The organism is Maridesulfovibrio salexigens DSM 2638, from assembly GCF_000023445.1.
GTDB lineage: Bacteria > Desulfobacterota > Desulfovibrionia > Desulfovibrionales > Desulfovibrionaceae > Maridesulfovibrio > Maridesulfovibrio salexigens.
The window spans coordinates 4,091,418-4,108,972 of record NC_012881.1 but is presented as its reverse complement, the minus strand read 5'-3'; the positions used below and the strand labels follow the sequence as shown (position 1 = coordinate 4,108,972).

Here is a 17,555-nt window from a genome sequence, read left to right as displayed (position 1 = left end):
TTGGATTATATTATATTTTAAGTGAATGAATGTTTTTGTTGCGATTACTTAGGTAGATTGTTGTTTAGCAATTCGGCATTCATCTTTTTAATAAAGTAAGTAGGGCGTTTTTTGCTCCCTAAGTATGTTTTACCAACATATTCGCCAATAGTCCCAAGGAAAATAAGCTGTATCGCGCCTAAGATAAGTATAGCAGCCATGATGGAAGACCATCCGGGGACAGTGTTTCCAATTAAGAATTGGATAATGATATACGCTAAGTAAACAAGAGCGATAAGTAGAATTCCAGACCCGATTAATGATGCCGCCCGTAGTGGAATAAGACTAAAAGAGGCTACACCATTAATTGCTAAGCCTAGCATTTTTTTCAAATTGTATTTGCTCTTTCCGTATTGTCTGCTGTTAGGTTCATATTCAATGTACTCTTGTGTAAAACCCAGCCATGGGATTATTCCACGCCAAAAATATACATCTTCATTTAAATTTCGACACGCTTCTACTACTTTACGATCTAAAAGTCTGAAATCAGCGGTGCCTGGTTTGATATTCAAATTAGAAATCTTGTTGATTATTTTATAGAATGTGCTTGATGTGAATTTTTTAAGAAAAGGAAGATTTGGGTCTTCTTTTCGAACTGAGTGAACAATATCTGCCCCTTGAGCCCATTTGTCGATGAAGGTGAGCATTAATTCAGGTGGGTGCTGTAAATCCCCATCTATAGAGATTACGCAGTCTCCGGTTGCATGATCAAGACCAGCCTTAAGTGCACATTGATGTCCCCAGTTTCTTGAGAGGGATATGAAATTTATATTTGCGTGTTTTGCACTTAAGCTCATTAGTTGTTCGAGGGTTCCATCTGTGCTTCCATCATCAACGAAGATGATTTCAAAGTTAAAATTATTTAGAACTTCTGTTATTCTGCCACATATTAAAGGGACATTTTGTTCTTCATTAAGAACAGGAACTACTACACTGATTTTTTTTGTTTTTATGTCAAAAGTGTTTTCTTGCATATTAAAATGACTGGTTGTCCCTTGTTTGTGAAGGCTGTTTAAATATATAAAGTTGGTATTGCGCCAGATCGTTTTTAGTTGGCAATAAACCAGTGTGGTTTGGAGTGAGTAAACTCTTTCATTCCCCTTTTTCGATAGTGGGCAATTACGCAGTATGTTTCGCCTGGTTTGTCCAGAGTTATGCTTAATTCTGGAGTTGGGGTTTGAATTGTTTGTCCTTGAGATCCTCTAGCAATTACTTGCCAGACAATTTCTAAGTTCCCACTTTGGTCAAAAGGCGTGAACTTAAATGTATATTTGCTCTTGCCAAGTGAAGTGGGAGAGATAACCAAAAGAGGGTCGTTCAGTTTAACCACGATTAATTTATCGGTGGTTATAATAGATCCTTTTTGTGGATAGGTGGGCATCCTGAGAGCTATTGTTGATGCCTCAAGCACATCCTTTTGGTCCAGAATAGGTGCAATTTTGTAGCCTAAAACAGAGAGGATTGTTGTGAATTTGTGGCTTTGATTTGCTCTACTTAATCCGACGAAATTGCCTGAATATCCGGAGTTGCCTTCATTGGAGAATGGAGGGGCTGTTTCAGTCTTGAAGTATTGGTTGGGAAGATTGCCGATTATAGCCAGTTTTTTGTCACTTGAGAAACCTGGAGTTTCTTCTATTCTGGAAAATATTCTGCTGACTGTTTGGGTAGATGCTTGAGTTATCAAATGAGCTCTGTAGTATTGAGCATTTGTTCTGGTGGTGAAGCAGACGACAATAATGATACTCATTAGAATTGTAATATTTTTTGATAATTTAAAATCATCAGCTGCAATCGCGATGGTTGCGCACAATACTATTACGGCTCCATAGGTCTGCATATACGTAATATCTGAGAAAGGAGCAACGATAGGGATAATTATTGCTGCGATGAGAGTAGTAACAAAAACAACAACAATAATGGATAAATTAACTGTGATATCCTTAATGGATTTGTATAGACGTTGCTTATATAGAACTGTTGCGCATGCTATTAAAGATATTACCCAGATAGAGGGTTGTAATAAAGATTGAAATTTAAAAAATGAATTATTCAGCAGTGCGGAATAGCATGCGAATATTTTTTGTAAGGAAAAAATTGAAAGAGAAAGGGCTCCCATCTGGTCTGCGCCCTGATAGGTGGATAAAGGTGTTCCGTCTATGTAGGTGATTGTTTTTACGAGTACTATGTATATGAGACCTGCGCTAATTCCAAATGCTATGAATCTTACTGCTTTTTTAAAAAAGAGTTTAAGGATGGGATTATCGCCGAGATTATTGTCGATAGCAAATTTCAAGAGAATTGCAGTGCAGAGGCTAGCGCTTACGCAGAGGTAAGTTTGGTATATGGCCAACGATAGCGATAGAATTAGCGCTCCGCAAAAGAAATTTGTTTTTCCTTCTTTGTTTGCAAAATATACTGCTAATACAGAAGTAAAGGAAGATACAGCATAGACAAGTATTGCTAAGTTGTATGTCATTGCTATTGCAAAAGCGGGGTAGGATAAAAAAATAACTGCAATCAAAACTTTAATAAAAGTTGTCTTTGCAGATAAAAGTTTAGCAATAATTGTCCCAGATAGTGATGCTAGAAAAATAAATATGAATGTATGCAGAAACTGCAATGGATAACTATTTGTTATATTGTATACAGGGCCGTACAAAAATCTACCAGATATTAACAGGTCGATGTATCCGCTTAATTGAAAGTCTTCATTAATAAAGAAATTCACCATTGCGGCGCCATGGATACAAAAACCGAGGAATAGAGTTATTAAGAAAGCGGTAAGGTCACTTTTGGATATATTAGAGTATTTTTCTTTAACGTAATTTTCGACGTCGAAATCAAGAAATTTGTGTGCGATATTCATGGCTATGCTAATTATTATCTTTGTTATTTAGTCGTCTTGCAAAAGCTGCATTTTTTTATTTGTATAGGACATAATGCAATAAACTTCGGGTTAAATTATAGTTAGCTGTACCTAGCAATTTTGAACTTTTGTTGCAAGTTCTTCCGGTGTTGAGACCGTAAACTTGCAGTCACGAAAAATCCCCCCGGAACAACCGTTCCGGGGGGATTTCCAATTTCGAGTTGGGTAAAAGATATCCAAATTTAATTAATATGAATTGTTTTTATTGTGTGTCTCTATTAATATCAAGAGTCGTGAGTAATCTGCGCAGTACTAGCAATTTATTATCAAACAGGTGATCACAATATGAAAGACACATTCGGATATCTACGAAAATATCCACGTTATAGCATAATGATTGGATTAGAGATTTTGCTCCTAACATGTTTAATTGTTTTAACAATGTATGCTTTTGTCTTTCAAAATGATGCCCGTAAACAGCTTGATGTTGTTGTCGCAAATCGTGAGGAATCTCTTCGGTTGGCAGAGCAATTGCGTGACAGTTCTGATGATTTAACGAAAATGATTCGTTCTTATGCTGCGACTGGTGATACTAGGTTTCTGAAATATTTTTATGCAATTCTAGATATTCGCGATGGCAAGGTTAAGCGTCCTGAAAAGTATGAAGGTTTTTTCTGGGATTATAAGGTAGCTGAGGAGAATATTTTTGAGCCAGCCGTCGGTCCCGGCAAGTCGATGAGAAAACAGTTGCTTGAGCAGGGTTTTACTGATGAAGAATTTGCTTTTCTGACAAAAGCCAAAAGGCTTTCAGATGAGCTTGTTGAGCTGGAAGAAAAAGCAATCAAAGCAATGAGTGGAAGTTCTACAGCGGATAATGATCAAGGTAGGGAGTACGCTTTACAGCTTTTGTACGGAAAGGAGTATCATGATTCCAAAAAGAAAATAATGTTAGCTATTGATGATTTTATAGGTGTGCTAAATAAAAGAACCGCGGCAGAGGTTGAGGTGCATCAGGATTCACTCGACTCGATTAATCAAACATTACGTGTTTTGTTTGCGTGGTCATTTTTTTTAGTCTTGGCGTTGTTGTTGACCATTATTAAATTTCAGAAGAAGGCTGTAGGTGATCTTAATATTTCGCTTAAGGAGAAGACCAAGGAAATTCATGAGCGGGAACGAGTAGAAACAGAATTGAGAAGGAATAAAGATTGGTTACAGATCACATTGAATTCGATAGGCGATGCAGTCATTGCGACAGATATTAATGACATAGTTACAATAATGAATCCTGTCGCAGAGGAACTTACAGGTTATAAAGTGGCTGAAAGTGTTGGTAAGCCACTTGACGATACATTCCATATTGTTTCTCAGGATGAACGTGAAGTTCCTGCCAAAAAAATACTGGAAATAGATCTAGGGGGAAGTTCACGAAGAAAGGACTATTTTCTAGTTTCAAAAAATCAAAATAAATATTTAATTTCATCTTCAGCAGCGCCAATCACAGGGGATAATGAAGAGTTGCTAGGAGCCATACTCGTTTTTAGGGATATAACCGAAGAGCGCAGACTCATGGATCAATCTATGCAAACTTCTAAAATGGAAGCAATCGGCCAGTTGGCGGGTGGGGTTGCACACGATTTTAATAATATGCTTAGTGGTATATTCTCCTCTGTGGAATTATTGAGGCGAAAGCTACCGGAAGATCCCAAGGTGAGGAAATATCTGGATCTTATTTTTGACGCCTCAAAACGCTCAGCCGATCTTACCCATAAATTATTGTCATTTGCACGGAAGCAGCCCGCCGTTTCAACGGCTATAAATGCGCATGATTCAATTTTGGCTGCAGTTGAGATTTTGAAGAAAACAATAGACCGTCGTATTGATATCAATATTATCAGCAATTCTGAGCCAATGATGATTATTGGCGATCCCTCCATGATTCAGTCGCTCTTTATTAATTTGGGTATTAATGCTTCCCATGCAATGCCTGATGGAGGCACGATTAATATTGAATGTAAAACGGTTGATCTTGACCCTGTTTATTGTGAGGTCAGTCCATTTGAAGTTTCACCTGGAGTTTTTCTGGATGTTGAATTTTGTGATTCAGGGACAGGTATTCCCAAGGATGTTCTCCCTCATATATTTGAGCCTTTTTTTACAACCAAGGAACAGGGTAAAGGAACAGGATTAGGGCTTGCCTCTGTTTATGGAACTGTTCAACAGCATGAGGGTGCGATTAATGTGTACAGTGAAGAAGGAGTTGGGACTTGTTTTCATCTTTTCTTTCCAATCGCAGATGATGGGGCCGAGGTTTTTGTTTCAGAACAACAAGAAGATTGTCAGGGGAGCGGGCTTGTTCTTCTTGTTGATGATGAACCGATAGTAAGGGTGACAGCTGAAGCCTTGCTGATGGATATGGGATTTGAAGTCCTTATTGCTGAGGACGGAGCAGAGGGTGTAATAAAATTTAAAGAACACGCTGAAGATATTGATCTTGTATTGATAGATATGGTGATGCCACGAATGAACGGAGTAGATAGTTTTAAGGCCATGCGTAAAATTAATCCTAATATCAGGGGAGTCTTGGCTTCAGGCTTTGCAAACGAAGAGGAGTTTGCTTTGGTTAAAGAGGTTGGATTTAGCGAATACATACGTAAGCCATACCTCAGAAGAAATCTTTGCGAAATTTTAAATAAGGTGTTTTCTGGCAAACAGGTTTAAGTAAGGGATTAGTCAATAAAAATGCCCCGTAACTCAATTGAGTTACGGGGCATTTTTATTGATATAGATGTAGCTACTAGAACTGTTTCTTCATCATCTCAGCGAGGTTGGCGGCGGTGAAACCGTATTTCTCTGCGAGCTGAGCTGCGGGTGCGGATGCGCCGAAGTGGTCGATGCCGAGTACTGCGCCGTCCATGCCGACGTATTTGTACCAGCCTTCGGGACGGCCAGCTTCTGCTGCGATGCGGGTGCGTACGTTGGGATCAAGTACGGAATCCTTGTATTCCTGATCCTGCTCTTCGAAGAGTTCTACGGAAGGCATGGAGACCACGCGGATCTTTTTGCCTTCGATCATGGAAGCGGCTTCGATAGCCATGGATACTTCGGAACCTGCGGCAATAGCGATCATGTCCGGGGTGCCGTCGCAATCTTTTACGATGTAACCGCCGCGTTTAACGCCTTCTTCTACCTGCGGGTACTCATCTTTGTCGAGGACGGGCAGTCCCTGACGGGTGAGCATGAGGGAGGAAGGACGTTTTTCCTGAGCCATGGCGATTTCGAGGCATGCTGCGGTTTCGCGTGCATCTGCGGGACGAAGCACCAGCATGTTCGGGATGAGACGCAGGGATGCTACGTGCTCGATGGGCTGGTGGGTCGGGCCGTCTTCACCTACGTAGAAAGAATCGTGGGTGTAGATGTAGATAACGGGCAGGTGCTGCAGAGCAGACATGCGCATACCGTTACGGCAGTAGTCGGAGAAGGTCAGGAATGTCGCACCGAAGGGGATTACGCCGCCGTGGAGAGCCATACCGTTGAGGATAACGGACATGGGGAACTCACGAACACCGAAAGCAAGGTTACGTGCGGTTTTGCCGTCGATAGCGAAGTCGCCAACTTTTTTGCGGAAGTTTGCAGTCTGGTTGGAGGGATCGAGGTCCGCGGAACCACCCACGAGAGTGGGCAAAGAATCGGTGATAGCATCGAGGCATGCGCCCCAGGCCTTACGGGTAGCAATGGACTGGCCTGCTTCGAATTCAGGCAGTTCGAGTTTGATCGCGCCACGGGGAGTGTTGGCCTGTGCCCAGAAAGCAGCGATTTTTTCGTCAGCAGCGAGGGCTGCATCGGATTTCTCTTTCCACTGGGCTGCCAGTGCTTTGAGATCGGGGAAACGAGCCTGAAAATGTTCAACAACATCTTCGGGTACGTAGAAAGTTTCTTTTTCGGGAAGACCGAAGCATTTCTTGGTTGCTTCAATTTCTTCGTGAGAAAGGGGAGAACCGTGGGTGGAGTGGCTGCCTTCGCAGGTAGCGGCACCTTTCGCCATTACGGTCTTACCTATGATGATGGTCGGCTTGGAAGTTTCAGCCTGGCCAGCTTTTACAGCTGCGCGGATAGCTTCGTGGTCGTGACCGTCGATTTCTACAACGTGCCAGCACATAGCTTCGAAAACTTTTTTGAAGTCGGTGCAGTCGCACTTGCTGGTGGGGCCTGCGAGCTGGATGTCGTTGGAATCGTAGTAAACGATGAGTTTGCCAAGTCCCCAGAGACCGGCGAGGGTAGCAGCGCCGAGTGCTACAGGCTCCTGAAAGTCACCGTCGGAGGAGAGAACGTAGGTGTAGTGATCTACAACGTCATCGTTGGTGTTGGCGTTGAGGAAAGCCTCAGCGGTAGCCATACCTACACCGACGCAGAAACCCTGACCCAGAGGGCCGGAAGTGGCTTCAACGCCGGGAGTCATGTCGTGTTCGGGATGGCCGGGGGTGATGGAATCCAGCTGGCGGAACTGCTTGAGGTCTTCGATGGTCAGGAATCCGCAGAGATGCAGGATGGAGTAGAGCAGCGGGGATTCGTGACCTGCAGCCATTACGAAACGGTCGCGGTCAGCCCACTCGGGATTGCTGGGATCGAATTTAAGGAAGTCCTTGTACAGGACGTAGGCGAAGTCCGCGGAAGACATGGAGCCACCGGGATGGCCGGAATTGGCCTTGCGGATGGAGTCCATGATCAAACCTTTTACAACGTTGACCGCTTTCTGGTCCAACTGGTTGTTACTCATTTTTTGAGTCCCCTATTAGTGATGATATTTTATTCAGCATTCAAGCTTGGCGGCTAACCGCCCCACTTCCCTGGAGAATGCTGTCTAATGTTATAAATTAAAGAATCCCGCCGGCAATAATGCTGACGGGATATCTACTATTTATCGAAAAGATTGATTCTGCGCAGGTGCCGATCACCTTCAAATTCGGAAGTCATGAAGGCGCGGATAATTTCTTCCGCCAATCCGGGCCCGATCACTCGTTCACCGAGGCAGAGGATGTTCGCATTGTTGTGCGCACGGGCCATCTTGGCCATGTACTCATTAGTACACATGGCAGCACGGATGCCCTTGATTTTGTTTGCAGCCATGGACATTCCCAGTCCGGTTCCGCAAATCAGGATGCCGGGAATATCTTCCCCGGTAACCATTTCGGCTACTTTTTCGGCGTAAACAGGATAGTCGCAGCTGACAGCTTCTTCAGGTCCGGCATCGATTACATCATAACCCATGTCGCTGAGCAGTTTGATGGCGAATGCTTTGAGGGTGAACCCTCCGTGGTCCGAACCGATTACAACTTTACCGGCCATATCCAGATCTCCCGCGCAGGATGTGTAAAAAAACAGTCAGAAGCACAACAAAAAAACAGTTCTGTCGAGAACTTTCCCGCAGAACTATATTGATCAGGCCGTGCTCAACTCTGTTTGTAACACCCTGTACTTTTGGTTTTTTTGGAATCAACCGAGGATTCAAAGTGGTGGTGGGGGGAGGATTCGAACCTCCGAAGGCGTTGCCGACAGATTTACAGTCTGTTCCCTTTGGCCACTCGGGAACCCCACCACTCTATATGAAACCGTTACCGGTTAGATATCCATTTTACGTTCATTATCGCGATATTTAACATCGCGTTTGGCAGCCTGCTCTTTTTCAAGCCTGCTGATTTCATCTTTGAAAAATTCGATCTGCTTTTTACACAGTTCTGCGTTTCCGTCAACATCACCAGTAGTGATTTTCCCAAGAAGCGCATATTCTTTTTCAAGACGTTTTTCCAGCTGTGAGACTTCGAAATTTCCAAGCAGTCTTGAAACGATTCCTTTCATCTCCGCCAGCCAGACATCGAGACCTAGTTTAAAGTTTTCAAGAAGTCCACTACTTTTTTCATTAGAATTAAAATCCTGCCCGCTCATACTTCCCTCCGTTATGAAAAGCTTAACATTTTAATCGATTCTGACATACCCGTTCCGGTCGAGACGGATTTCCTCGGAACCCTCGGGCAGCTTGAGCTCAAGAGCTTTCGCCAGCCACGGTTTCGCCGTGAGTGTCCGGGATTTTATACGCAGCAGGGCTTTGTCTCCCAGCTCTGTGTATACGGCTATTTTTTCCGGCAGCAGTTTGCCTGAGTTGTCTTCTTCGTATGAGGACAACTCCATGCGCCATGGAATTTCGCCCCGTCCCGATATTTCCATCGGGGTTCCCTGTTCCGTCAGCACGATTGAACTGACGGGTCCGTTGTCAAAGGTAAAACGCAGATTTCCGTTTTCAGGAACTGCGGTGTCGTATGATTTTGGTATCAGGTTGGGATAACAGCCGGAGATAAGTCCTGCAAGGTCTTTCAGGGAGAATGGAAAGGGCAGACCGAGCAAATGGACTGCACGGACCGGGGATGAATGCGAGTATGCTGTTTTCTGGTCGGGGTAGAACGCAGTCAGCCCAGACTCATCTTCGCGTATATGGGCGATGTAGGCTCCTATGCCCGCGCGTACATCAAGACGCAGGGGAGTTGCGTAATCTCCCCACAGGGACATTGTAGTGCGGTGTCCTGAGCCTTTTGAAGTGTAGTAGAGGCTGGCTTTGGCCTTTAAGCCCGTGGCGTTGCAATTCCCGTATTCATTGCGAAATGAATTATAGATATCGTCTGGATCTGTTTTGATCGCGGAACGAGTGGAACATCCGCTGATTGCAACCAAAATGGACAGCAGAATCAAAGCCGTGCGGCATGAACGGGAAATCATAATTCTTCCAGTTTCTTGCGGATCTGCTCAGCATTTTCGGGTTTTAATTCAAGGGCCTTGCGATATCCTTTTGCAGCGGATTTCTTTTTACCGAGTGCAGCGGCAATGTCGCCGTAGTGATCCCAGAGTTCCGGCTGTTTTGGTCTAAGTGAGATGGCCCGTTTGATTATTTTCCAAGCCTCCTCAAAGTTACCCATACGGTAATTGACCCAGGCCAGAGAGTCGAGAATGTAGCCGTTGTCAGGCTCAAGCCTGTTGGCCCTGCTGATCAGGACCATGGCCCGGTCGAGCTGTTCATTGCGGTCAGCCAGTATGTAGCCAATGAAATTTAGTGCATCAGCATGGTCCGGGGAGCCGGAGATGATCTGTTCCATGTACTTAAGGGTCTGGTCCAGATTACCTTCCTGTTCTTCCATTACACCAAGCTGAAAAAGAATCTGCGTATGGCCGGGGATGTTTGTGTTTCCGCGAAGCAGGGCATCTTTTGCTGCCTTGCTGTCGCCGGCTTCGGAATGAAGTCCTGCTTCAAGCAGATAGAAATTGGCCTCTTCGGGAAATTTTTCTTCGCCTATTCTGATAATCTCAAGGGCTTCTTTATTGCGCTTGAGGTCCATAAGCAGATGAGCCCGGAATTGCAGGCTGCGATCGTAATGTTCGCTTTGCGGAGAAATTTTATTGAGGTAGCCCAGAGCCTTGCCCGGATCGTCCTCTCCTTCAAAGGCAATGGATGCTTTGAAAAAATAGTAGGAGTCAGGGATTGATTTCTGCTGGGCGAAAAGATCCAGCAGGATGGATGCCTGTCCATAGAATTTGCCGCTGATGAACAACTGGGCTGCTTCAAGCAGGAAAGCTTTGCTGCGCGGACCTTCGATGGCCAGCTTTAATGCCCGTTCAGGATTGTTCAGCTTGAGACAGAGTTCCATTAACCGCAGTCGGATATGATTGGATACATCCGGGAACTCAAGCATCTTGGTGTAGATTTGTTCCGCGGAGTCGTAATCCTTCTCCAATTCATGCATGTAGGCTAATTCGCCCCATGCTTCAATGAAATCAGGTTTGACTTCAACAGCCTTTCTCAGGCTGCGGATAGCTTGTCTGGTCAGCCCCAGTCCGGCACTGGATTTGGCGTGCAGATAGTGGATTTGCGCGGTCCGTTTATCCTTGGGGATGACCTTGAGAATATCAAGGGCCTGCGCAAATTTGTTTTGCTCGAGGTAGATACGGGCCAGATGTCCCGTAACTATGAGATCTTCCGGATTCTTAAGCAGGTATTCCTTGAGCACGGCTTCTGCGTCAGCATTGCGGTTGTCCACCAGATAGGTGTTGGCAAGGCTGATGTTCAGGTCTCGGCTGTCGGGATATAAGGCAAGAGCCTCCTTAAGGGTGGCTCTTGCTTCATCAATCTGCTGTGAAGTCCAGTATAAGGCGAATTTGTCCAGATAAAGCTTTTCCTGCGGCTCAGCGGCAATGATCCGGTTTAAAACGGTCAAAGCCTCATTTTGCAGCTTCGCAACTTCATTGATTGTCTGAGGTGTCTTCAGTCCGCTATAGGCTTGAGCCAGCCGGGTGCGGTAATCCATGTAGACCAGATAATCGTATGTTAACTGCGCTTCAGGACTCAGCGGGAGCTGAAATTCAGGTAGGGCAGTATTCTTGGTTGCGCAGCCCTGCAGCATGAGCAGGACCAGAAGGGTTGTTGCGGCAACAACCTTCAGCGGGCAGCGTGATGAGCCGGTAGTTTGTATCATAAAAGCCTTTCTGGTTCTTCCTGCGGGAGGTATTTGGGGTCTTTGGAATATTCAACCAGTTTTTCGTAGATTGCGGATCCGATATTAATGCCCTGTGCGATCATTTCCGGTCCGTATTCCTTTCCGGTTTCAGTGCGGAAGGTGGATTCAATGGATTTGATGATTTCAAGTCCCTTGGGAAATTTTTCAATGATTTCTTCCACTGTCCAGTCTTCGTAGTCGCAGATTTCCCACAGGGTGGTGGAAAAGTTGTCAGGTCCCCAGCGGAATTTATCAGCATCGTAAAGAGCTCCGCTCAAAAGAGCCAGCTCCGGATCGTTTTCGATGGGTTTTTCCGGTTTGAAAGCTTCATGGCGGGCAATAGACTCGGCAATGAGTTCCTTGCTGCGTTCGGAAAGGGGGTAATTGTTAAGGATTACCTTTGAGGTCTCAGAACCACGGATGGCGTGGTTTTCGTCAAGGCGACAGCAGTCGTGGAGCAGGCCGCCGAACTGGGCCAGCAGGACCAGCTCACGGACGCGGTCTCCGTCCATTTCATCTCCTTCCTTAAGGATGATGGCTCCGGCTTCGATAGCTACCTTTTTAGAATGGTAGATGCCGTGGGCATATTCATCATAAAGAAAGGGTAGAACGTCTTCCTGCAGCCTGATGATCAGCGGGTGATCGAAAAACATATCCCTTGCAAATTCAATCTGGGTTTCCAGATCTCGGTAAAAAACCGGTACAGGCAGGGCCGAAGCCATTGCCTTTGCTTCTTTTTTAAGATCGGTAAGCAGCTTATTCATTTTCAGGTATCCAGTCCTGTGAAAAGTCTTTAACTGATTCAGCCAGATGTTCCCTCAATTTTTTCAGCAGTCTTGCTTCAATCTGGCGAACTCTTTCCCTCGTTACCCCGAACTCTTCACCGATTTCCCGCAGTGTTCTGGGGGAATCGGAGAGAAGGCGGTCGTTCAGGATCACTTGTTCCTTTTCATTGAGATTTGGAACAATTGCCCTGAGCTGGTCAAGCAGTAATGTGGAAATCTCCTTGTTGGCAAGGGTTTCTTCTACCCCGGGGCCAAGATCAGGCAGAAAATCCATTCGTGTGGCTTCGGAATCCTCGCCGAACTTCAGGTTCAGGGAGAGGTCATTCTTGGCCAGACGCTGGTCCATCTCAGTAATTTCCTCTTCGCTGACATTCAGTTTTTTTGAAAGCTCGGAGGTGGTTGGATCAAAGCCGAGAGCCTGTAATCTCTGGCGTTCTTTGTTCAGATTGTAAAAAAGTTTGCGCTGGGTCTGGGTGGTCCCGATTTTAACCATGCGCCAGTTATCCATGATGTATTTAAGGATGTAAGCCTTGATCCAGAAGGCAGCATAGTATGAGAACTTGATGCCTTTGTCGGGATCGAATTTATTAACGGCTTTCATCAGGCCCACGTTGCCTTCCTGAATAAGGTCAAGCACATTCTGCATCCAGCGGCGCTGGAAGTCCATGGCGATCTTAACCACCAGCCTGAGATGCGAGGATACCAGCCTGAAGGCCGCTTGTTGGTCTCCGTTTTCCTGCACCTGCTTGGCAAGTCGGAATTCTTCGTCCGGCTCCAATAGGGGAAAACGGCTGATTTCCTGTAAATACAAGTGAAGAGGGTCCTTGGTTGCGACTTCACCCTTAGCGCGGGGCGTGGGCAGAAAATCGTCCTTGGGCGGCAGTTTTACCTCTTCATTTTCAACAGGTTCAAGCTCTAACGGTTCTTCTTTTGATGACATTGGCCAGTTTATATTTTCCTGTTCTACTGAAATTATTTGAATATTTTATTGTAAACAAAAGTTCTAATCTGTAACTTGTAAGGGTATAGTTTTTATTTGTCCTTTTCAATGTTTTTAAGTAGAAGCGTTTTCAACGCATTATGCCCTTCTTTTGGAGTTCTCAGGAACTATTTTTTGTATCTTTTTTCAAAATAATTAATTCAAGGTCAGAGCGGCACAGCCAGTTCATGCCAATTATCAGTGGACATGTTGCTGCTTGGGACTATTCTACAGGACTATACTCATCAAAAAGTAAAATGATGATCAGCCTTTTGGCTGAGATTAAAATTTAATAAAAAAGTGGAGCGTTCGACATGCCTGATTTTCGCAAAGCCCTCAGTGACGATAAAATCTATTTCTTTGATGGAGGTTACGGAACCTTTTTGCAGAGCCGTGGACTTCCCGCAGGCATGTCTCCTGAGCTGTTTGGCCTCCAGAGCCCCGAGGTAATTAAATCCGTACATAAAGATTACGTCGATGCCGGAGCCAATGTGTTGACCACCAACACATTCGGCGGCAGCAGGCCCAAGCTCGGCGCAGATGTTGATGTAATCGGTTTGAACCGTGAAATGGCTCTTCTTGCCCGCTCTGTCGGCGGGGATAATGTATTTATTGCCGGTAGTGTAGGTCCCACCGGACATTTTGTACAGCCTTTGGGTGAGATGACCTTTAAGGAAATGGTCGAAATCTACAAGGAGCAGATCACCGGTCTTGTGGAAGGTGGAGTTGACCTGATCCTCGGTGAAACTCATTTTGACCTCGCCGAAGCACGGGCCGTGGTTATTGCCGCCCGTGAAGTTTGCGATCTGCCCGTGGCCTTATCTATGACTTTTGAGTCTCCGTCAGCCTGTTTGACCGGAACATCTCCCGCAACTTTTATCGACACCATGCAGAACATGGGTGTTGAACTCATGGGTACCAACTGCTCCGCCGGACCGGAGCAGATTCTGGAAGTGCTGGAAAACATGCAGCCCCGCCTTTGCTCTCCTCTGCTGGTAGAGGCCAATGCCGGACTGCCCGAACTGGACGAGAACCGCAATACCGTTTTCCGTCTTCAGCCCGAACCTTTTGCCGAGCAGTCTGCTAAGTTTGTGGATGTCGGTGCTAAATTTATCGGTGGTTGCTGCGGAACAGGCCCGGACCATATTCGTGCTCTGCGCAATAAAGTAGACGGTGCCAAGTGGAAGCGCGCTGTGCCTCAGGAAGATTGCCAGATGGTGCTGACCTCCCGCTCTCAGTCTGTAAAGATCGGATTTGAGCAGCGCGGTGTTATCATCGGTGAGCGCATCAACCCTACCGGTAAGAAGCAGCTCATCGCGGAACTTCAGAAAGGCCAGTTTACCGAAGCCATGAAATTTGCTGAAGAGCAGATCGCTGTCGGGGCACCTGTTCTTGATGTAAACGTCGGCGCTCCCATGGTTAACGAGGTAGAAATTCTGCCCGCGCTGGTTAAAGAGATTTTTGCCCAGCATTCCGCACCGCTTTCAATTGATTCCACCAACCCTGATGCCGTTGAAGCAGCTCTCTGGGAATACCCCGGCTCTCCGCTGGTTAACTCTATCAGTGGTGAACCCGGCCGCATGGAACGTCTCGGACCGCTGTGTAAGAAGTTCGGTGCTCCGTTCATCCTGCTGCCCATCGTAGGAAGCAAGCTGCCGATCACTTGTGCAGAGAAAGTTGAGGTTGTCTCCGAACTGCTCAAGCAGGCTGATGATCTGGGAATCCCGCGCAGACTGATCATGGTTGACGCGTTGGCTCTGACCGTATCTTCCAAGCCTATGGCTGCACGTCATTGCCTTGATTTCATCAAGCACTGCAAAGAGGAATGGAATCTTCCCACAGTGCTGGGCCTCTCCAATATTTCTTTCGGTCTCCCGGCCCGCGAACTGCTTAACTCCAGTTTCCTGACCCTTTGTCAGGGACAGGGTATGGCTGCTTTTATTTCGAATCCCAACTCTGTGCGTTTGCGTGAAGCTCTTTACGCCAACGAAGTTATGCTTTGCCGCGATCCGCAGGCTGAACAGTATATCGAGCGTTATGCCGATTGGACTCCCTCCGGTGACGGAGGTCAGTCCGGTGCAGCAGGAGGCGGTAAAAAAGCAGACAAGTCCGGGGCGGAAAACCTTTTCGATGCTGTGGTCAAGGGTGACCGCGGTTCCATTGTCGCACTCGTAGAGCGTGATCTTGAAGGTGGGCGCGAACCTTTTGCCATGGTCAATGAAGATCTCATCCCGGCAATCATGGAAGTGGGTGAAAAGTACGAGCGTAAGGAATATTTCCTGCCCCAGCTTCTTCAGTCCGCAGAAACTTTGCAGAAGGGTTTTGAAAAGATCAAACCTCTGCTTGAGGCCTCCGGTGATATGGAGGAAAAGGCAACCATCATCATGGCAACTGTTGAAGGCGATATCCACGATATCGGTAAGAACATTGTCTGCCTGATGCTCAAAAACCACGGCTATAACGTAATTGACCTTGGTAAAGATGTTCCAGCTGAAACTATCGTTAATGCAGCTGAAGAGCATGGAGCCAAGATTGTAGGGCTCTCCGCACTGATGACCACCACCATGGTTCGCATGGAAGACACCATCAATCTGATCAAAGAACGCAACCTTGATATCAAGGTTATGATCGGCGGCGCGGTTATTACCGGTGGATTCTGCGATTCCATTGGGGCAGACGGCTGGTCTACCGATGCAGTGGCTGCGGTTAAAGTTGCCAAAAACCTGCTGCAGTAAGGCAGGATGCGGATTTTTGAATTATTTCATGGAATCTGCTAGTGGATTGTTTATAACTTACTGAACTCTAGGTTCGGTTAGAGGAAATATATGAAGATATTTAATAAATTAAGCATATTGATTGCTCTGTTGCTGGTGCTTGTAGCCGGATGTAACAAGGCGGAAACCGCTGAGGGTGTCGACACTGTTAATGCTCAGGGGATTCAGGATATTATCGCCAAAAACAAGGGCAAGGTTGTGCTGGTTAATTTCTGGGCTACATGGTGTCCTCCCTGCCGTGCGGAGATTCCTGAACTCATCGAATTGCGCAAGAAATTCTCTGATGATGATCTGGTAATAATCGGCGTTTCGGTGGATCAGGACAGCGCTGCCGTTGATGAATTTATGCTCAAAAGCGCAAAGTTTAATTATCCGGTTTATTTTGCCGCTGAAGATGTGGGCGCAGCCTTCAGGATTCAGTCTATTCCCAGAACCATGCTTTACGATCCTGCGGGGCAGCGTGTTTTCGATAAGGAAGGAAGCTACCCCGGAACCATGTTTGAAAGATATATTAATAAGATGTTAAAGGATCGGTAGACGCGGATGTTTAAGATTAGAAAAGCTCTGATGGGAGATGCCAAGCACATCCATTCCATCATCAAAGACCGGACAAGGGACGCAATGGTTCTGCCCCGGCCCTTGAACTCCATTTATGGACATCTGCGAGATTTTTTTGTGGCTGAAGATGAAGACGGCCAAATTATCGGCTGTTGTGCACTTGCCATAAGCTGGGATTGTCTGGCAGAAGTGCGGTCTTTGGTTGTTGTGCCTGAAGCACGAGGTTCCAATCTGGGTGCACAGATGGTGGAATCCTGTCTTCAGGAAGCGCGTGAACTGGGTGTTTGCGACGTATTTGTGTTGACTAATATTGAGAAGTTCTTTGCAAAACTAGGATTTGTGGAAACAGATAAGCATGTGCTGCCCCAGAAAATCTGGGCCGATTGCATCAACTGTCCCCAGTTTCCGGATTGTGATGAAATTCCAATGATCATGAAACTGAAATAAACAAGGAAAACTATCATGGGCCATAGCCTTAAAGAAGTTTATTCCAAAGAAATAATTGCTGAAAGAATCAAGGTTTTAGGTAAAGAAATCTCCGAAACCTACGGTCAGGAACCGCTGGTTTGCGTATGCGTACTTAAAGGGGCTTACCTCTTTTTTGCTGACATCACCCGCGCCCTGTCCTCCGATCCTGAAATAGATTTCGTACGTCTTTCCAGCTACGGCACAGGAACCAGCCGTACCGGAAATATGAATTTTTCCAAGGATCTTGAAGTATCCATTGCAGACAAGCATGTGCTGATCATCGAAGATATCGTTGATACCGGACACTCTGTTGAGTTCCTCAAGCATGTGTTTGAAAAACGTAACCCGCTTAGCGTGAAAACCTGCGCTCTGATTGATAAAAGAGAGCGTCGTGAGATTGATCTGGAAGTAGAATTTCCCGGTTTTGTCCTCGATCATGGCTTTCTTGTGGGATACGGAATGGACTATGCTGAAAAATACAGGTATTTAAGTGCAGTGTATGAACTCGAGAATGCCTAGTTTTTAGGTCTCTTGTTCTTAAAGTTGTAA

Annotated in this window: 14 protein-coding genes and 1 tRNA gene; 5 read left to right on the top strand and 10 right to left on the bottom strand. The window is 45.8% G+C overall.

Translation table 11 applies throughout. The annotated features are described in order from the left end of the window. Positions 1 to 44: 44 nt before the first annotated feature. Positions 45 to 1,013 carry a glycosyltransferase family 2 protein gene (locus tag DESAL_RS18700; protein ID WP_015853533.1) on the bottom strand — a complete coding sequence of 323 codons (969 nt, stop codon included), beginning with the start codon at positions 1,011 to 1,013 and terminating at the stop codon, positions 45 to 47. A gap of 74 nt (positions 1,014 to 1,087) precedes the next feature. After that, the gene (locus DESAL_RS18695; protein WP_015853532.1) at positions 1,088 to 2,905 is read right to left on the bottom strand and encodes a glucosyltransferase domain-containing protein; all 1,818 of its coding nucleotides are present in this window, start codon (positions 2,903 to 2,905) and stop codon (positions 1,088 to 1,090) included. A 345-nt stretch (positions 2,906 to 3,250) separates the two neighbouring features. Here DESAL_RS18695 and DESAL_RS18690 point away from each other — a divergent pair, with 345 nt between their 5' ends. Continuing rightward, a complete protein-coding gene (locus tag DESAL_RS18690; RefSeq protein ID WP_015853531.1) occupies positions 3,251 to 5,626 on the top strand; it encodes a hybrid sensor histidine kinase/response regulator in 2,376 nt (791 codons plus the stop codon). 76 nt (positions 5,627 to 5,702) lie between these two features. Here DESAL_RS18690 and tkt read toward each other — a convergent pair whose 3' ends face one another. From tkt to DESAL_RS18650, 8 genes are all read right to left on the bottom strand, one after another. Next, positions 5,703 to 7,682 (bottom strand): transketolase, encoded by a 1,980-nt coding sequence (tkt, locus tag DESAL_RS18685; RefSeq protein WP_015853530.1) that lies wholly within the window; start codon positions 7,680 to 7,682, stop codon positions 5,703 to 5,705. 137 nt (positions 7,683 to 7,819) lie between these two features. Continuing rightward, positions 7,820 to 8,251, bottom strand: a complete 432-nt coding sequence (gene rpiB / locus DESAL_RS18680; protein WP_015853529.1) for a ribose 5-phosphate isomerase B — start codon at positions 8,249 to 8,251, stop codon at positions 7,820 to 7,822. 165 nt (positions 8,252 to 8,416) lie between these two features. Further along, positions 8,417 to 8,501, bottom strand: a tRNA-Tyr gene (locus tag DESAL_RS18675). 23 nt (positions 8,502 to 8,524) lie between these two features. Next, positions 8,525 to 8,848: a DEAD/DEAH box helicase family protein gene (locus tag DESAL_RS18670; RefSeq protein WP_015853528.1), complete on the bottom strand. Its 324-nt coding sequence runs from the start codon at positions 8,846 to 8,848 to the stop codon at positions 8,525 to 8,527. Positions 8,849 to 8,878: 30 nt separating this feature from the next. After that, positions 8,879 to 9,673, bottom strand: coding sequence for a hypothetical protein (locus DESAL_RS18665; RefSeq protein ID WP_015853527.1), 795 nt, complete (start codon positions 9,671 to 9,673; stop codon positions 8,879 to 8,881). After that, entirely contained in the window at positions 9,670 to 11,421 is a 1,752-nt protein-coding gene (locus tag DESAL_RS18660; RefSeq protein WP_015853526.1) for a tetratricopeptide repeat protein, read from the bottom strand. The genes DESAL_RS18665 and DESAL_RS18660 overlap by 4 nt, the downstream gene beginning before the upstream one ends. Beyond that, positions 11,418 to 12,206: an HD domain-containing protein gene (locus DESAL_RS18655; RefSeq protein ID WP_015853525.1), complete on the bottom strand. Its 789-nt coding sequence runs from the start codon at positions 12,204 to 12,206 to the stop codon at positions 11,418 to 11,420. The genes DESAL_RS18660 and DESAL_RS18655 overlap by 4 nt, the downstream gene beginning before the upstream one ends. Next, the gene (locus DESAL_RS18650; protein WP_015853524.1) at positions 12,199 to 13,167 is read right to left on the bottom strand and encodes a sigma-70 family RNA polymerase sigma factor; all 969 of its coding nucleotides are present in this window, start codon (positions 13,165 to 13,167) and stop codon (positions 12,199 to 12,201) included. The genes DESAL_RS18655 and DESAL_RS18650 overlap by 8 nt, the downstream gene beginning before the upstream one ends. A gap of 353 nt (positions 13,168 to 13,520) precedes the next feature. Between DESAL_RS18650 and DESAL_RS18645 the strand changes: the two genes are divergently transcribed. The 4 genes from DESAL_RS18645 (at position 13,521) to hpt (ending at position 17,525) form a co-directional block, all read left to right on the top strand. After that, positions 13,521 to 15,941, top strand: coding sequence for a homocysteine S-methyltransferase family protein (locus DESAL_RS18645; protein WP_015853523.1), 2,421 nt, complete (start codon positions 13,521 to 13,523; stop codon positions 15,939 to 15,941). A 90-nt stretch (positions 15,942 to 16,031) separates the two neighbouring features. Further along, the gene (locus DESAL_RS18640; RefSeq protein ID WP_015853522.1) at positions 16,032 to 16,517 is read left to right on the top strand and encodes a TlpA family protein disulfide reductase; all 486 of its coding nucleotides are present in this window, start codon (positions 16,032 to 16,034) and stop codon (positions 16,515 to 16,517) included. Positions 16,518 to 16,523: 6 nt separating this feature from the next. Continuing rightward, complete coding sequence (locus DESAL_RS18635; protein ID WP_015853521.1) at positions 16,524 to 16,985, top strand: N-acetyltransferase; 462 nt, start codon at positions 16,524 to 16,526, stop codon at positions 16,983 to 16,985. Between the two features lie 15 nt (positions 16,986 to 17,000). After that, a complete protein-coding gene (gene hpt, locus DESAL_RS18630) occupies positions 17,001 to 17,525 on the top strand; it encodes a hypoxanthine phosphoribosyltransferase (protein WP_015853520.1) in 525 nt (174 codons plus the stop codon). Positions 17,526 to 17,555: the final 30 nt, after the last annotated feature.

What these genes read in the sequence shown, in the direction of transcription:
- DESAL_RS18700 (WP_015853533.1), bottom strand. Translation starts at nt 1,013, where the DNA reads ATGCAAGAAAACACTTTTGACATAAAAACAAAAAAAATCAGTGTAGTA.
- DESAL_RS18695 (WP_015853532.1), bottom strand. Translation starts at nt 2,905, where the DNA reads ATGAATATCGCACACAAATTTCTTGATTTCGACGTCGAAAATTACGTT.
- DESAL_RS18690 (WP_015853531.1), top strand. Translation starts at nt 3,251, where the DNA reads ATGAAAGACACATTCGGATATCTACGAAAATATCCACGTTATAGCATA.
- tkt (WP_015853530.1), bottom strand. Translation starts at nt 7,682, where the DNA reads ATGAGTAACAACCAGTTGGACCAGAAAGCGGTCAACGTTGTAAAAGGT.
- rpiB (WP_015853529.1), bottom strand. Translation starts at nt 8,251, where the DNA reads ATGGCCGGTAAAGTTGTAATCGGTTCGGACCACGGAGGGTTCACCCTC.
- DESAL_RS18670 (WP_015853528.1), bottom strand. Translation starts at nt 8,848, where the DNA reads ATGAGCGGGCAGGATTTTAATTCTAATGAAAAAAGTAGTGGACTTCTT.
- DESAL_RS18665 (WP_015853527.1), bottom strand. Translation starts at nt 9,673, where the DNA reads ATGATTTCCCGTTCATGCCGCACGGCTTTGATTCTGCTGTCCATTTTG.
- DESAL_RS18660 (WP_015853526.1), bottom strand. Translation starts at nt 11,421, where the DNA reads ATGATACAAACTACCGGCTCATCACGCTGCCCGCTGAAGGTTGTTGCC.
- DESAL_RS18655 (WP_015853525.1), bottom strand. Translation starts at nt 12,206, where the DNA reads ATGAATAAGCTGCTTACCGATCTTAAAAAAGAAGCAAAGGCAATGGCT.
- DESAL_RS18650 (WP_015853524.1), bottom strand. Translation starts at nt 13,167, where the DNA reads ATGTCATCAAAAGAAGAACCGTTAGAGCTTGAACCTGTTGAAAATGAA.
- DESAL_RS18645 (WP_015853523.1), top strand. Translation starts at nt 13,521, where the DNA reads ATGCCTGATTTTCGCAAAGCCCTCAGTGACGATAAAATCTATTTCTTT.
- DESAL_RS18640 (WP_015853522.1), top strand. Translation starts at nt 16,032, where the DNA reads ATGAAGATATTTAATAAATTAAGCATATTGATTGCTCTGTTGCTGGTG.
- DESAL_RS18635 (WP_015853521.1), top strand. Translation starts at nt 16,524, where the DNA reads ATGTTTAAGATTAGAAAAGCTCTGATGGGAGATGCCAAGCACATCCAT.
- hpt (WP_015853520.1), top strand. Translation starts at nt 17,001, where the DNA reads ATGGGCCATAGCCTTAAAGAAGTTTATTCCAAAGAAATAATTGCTGAA.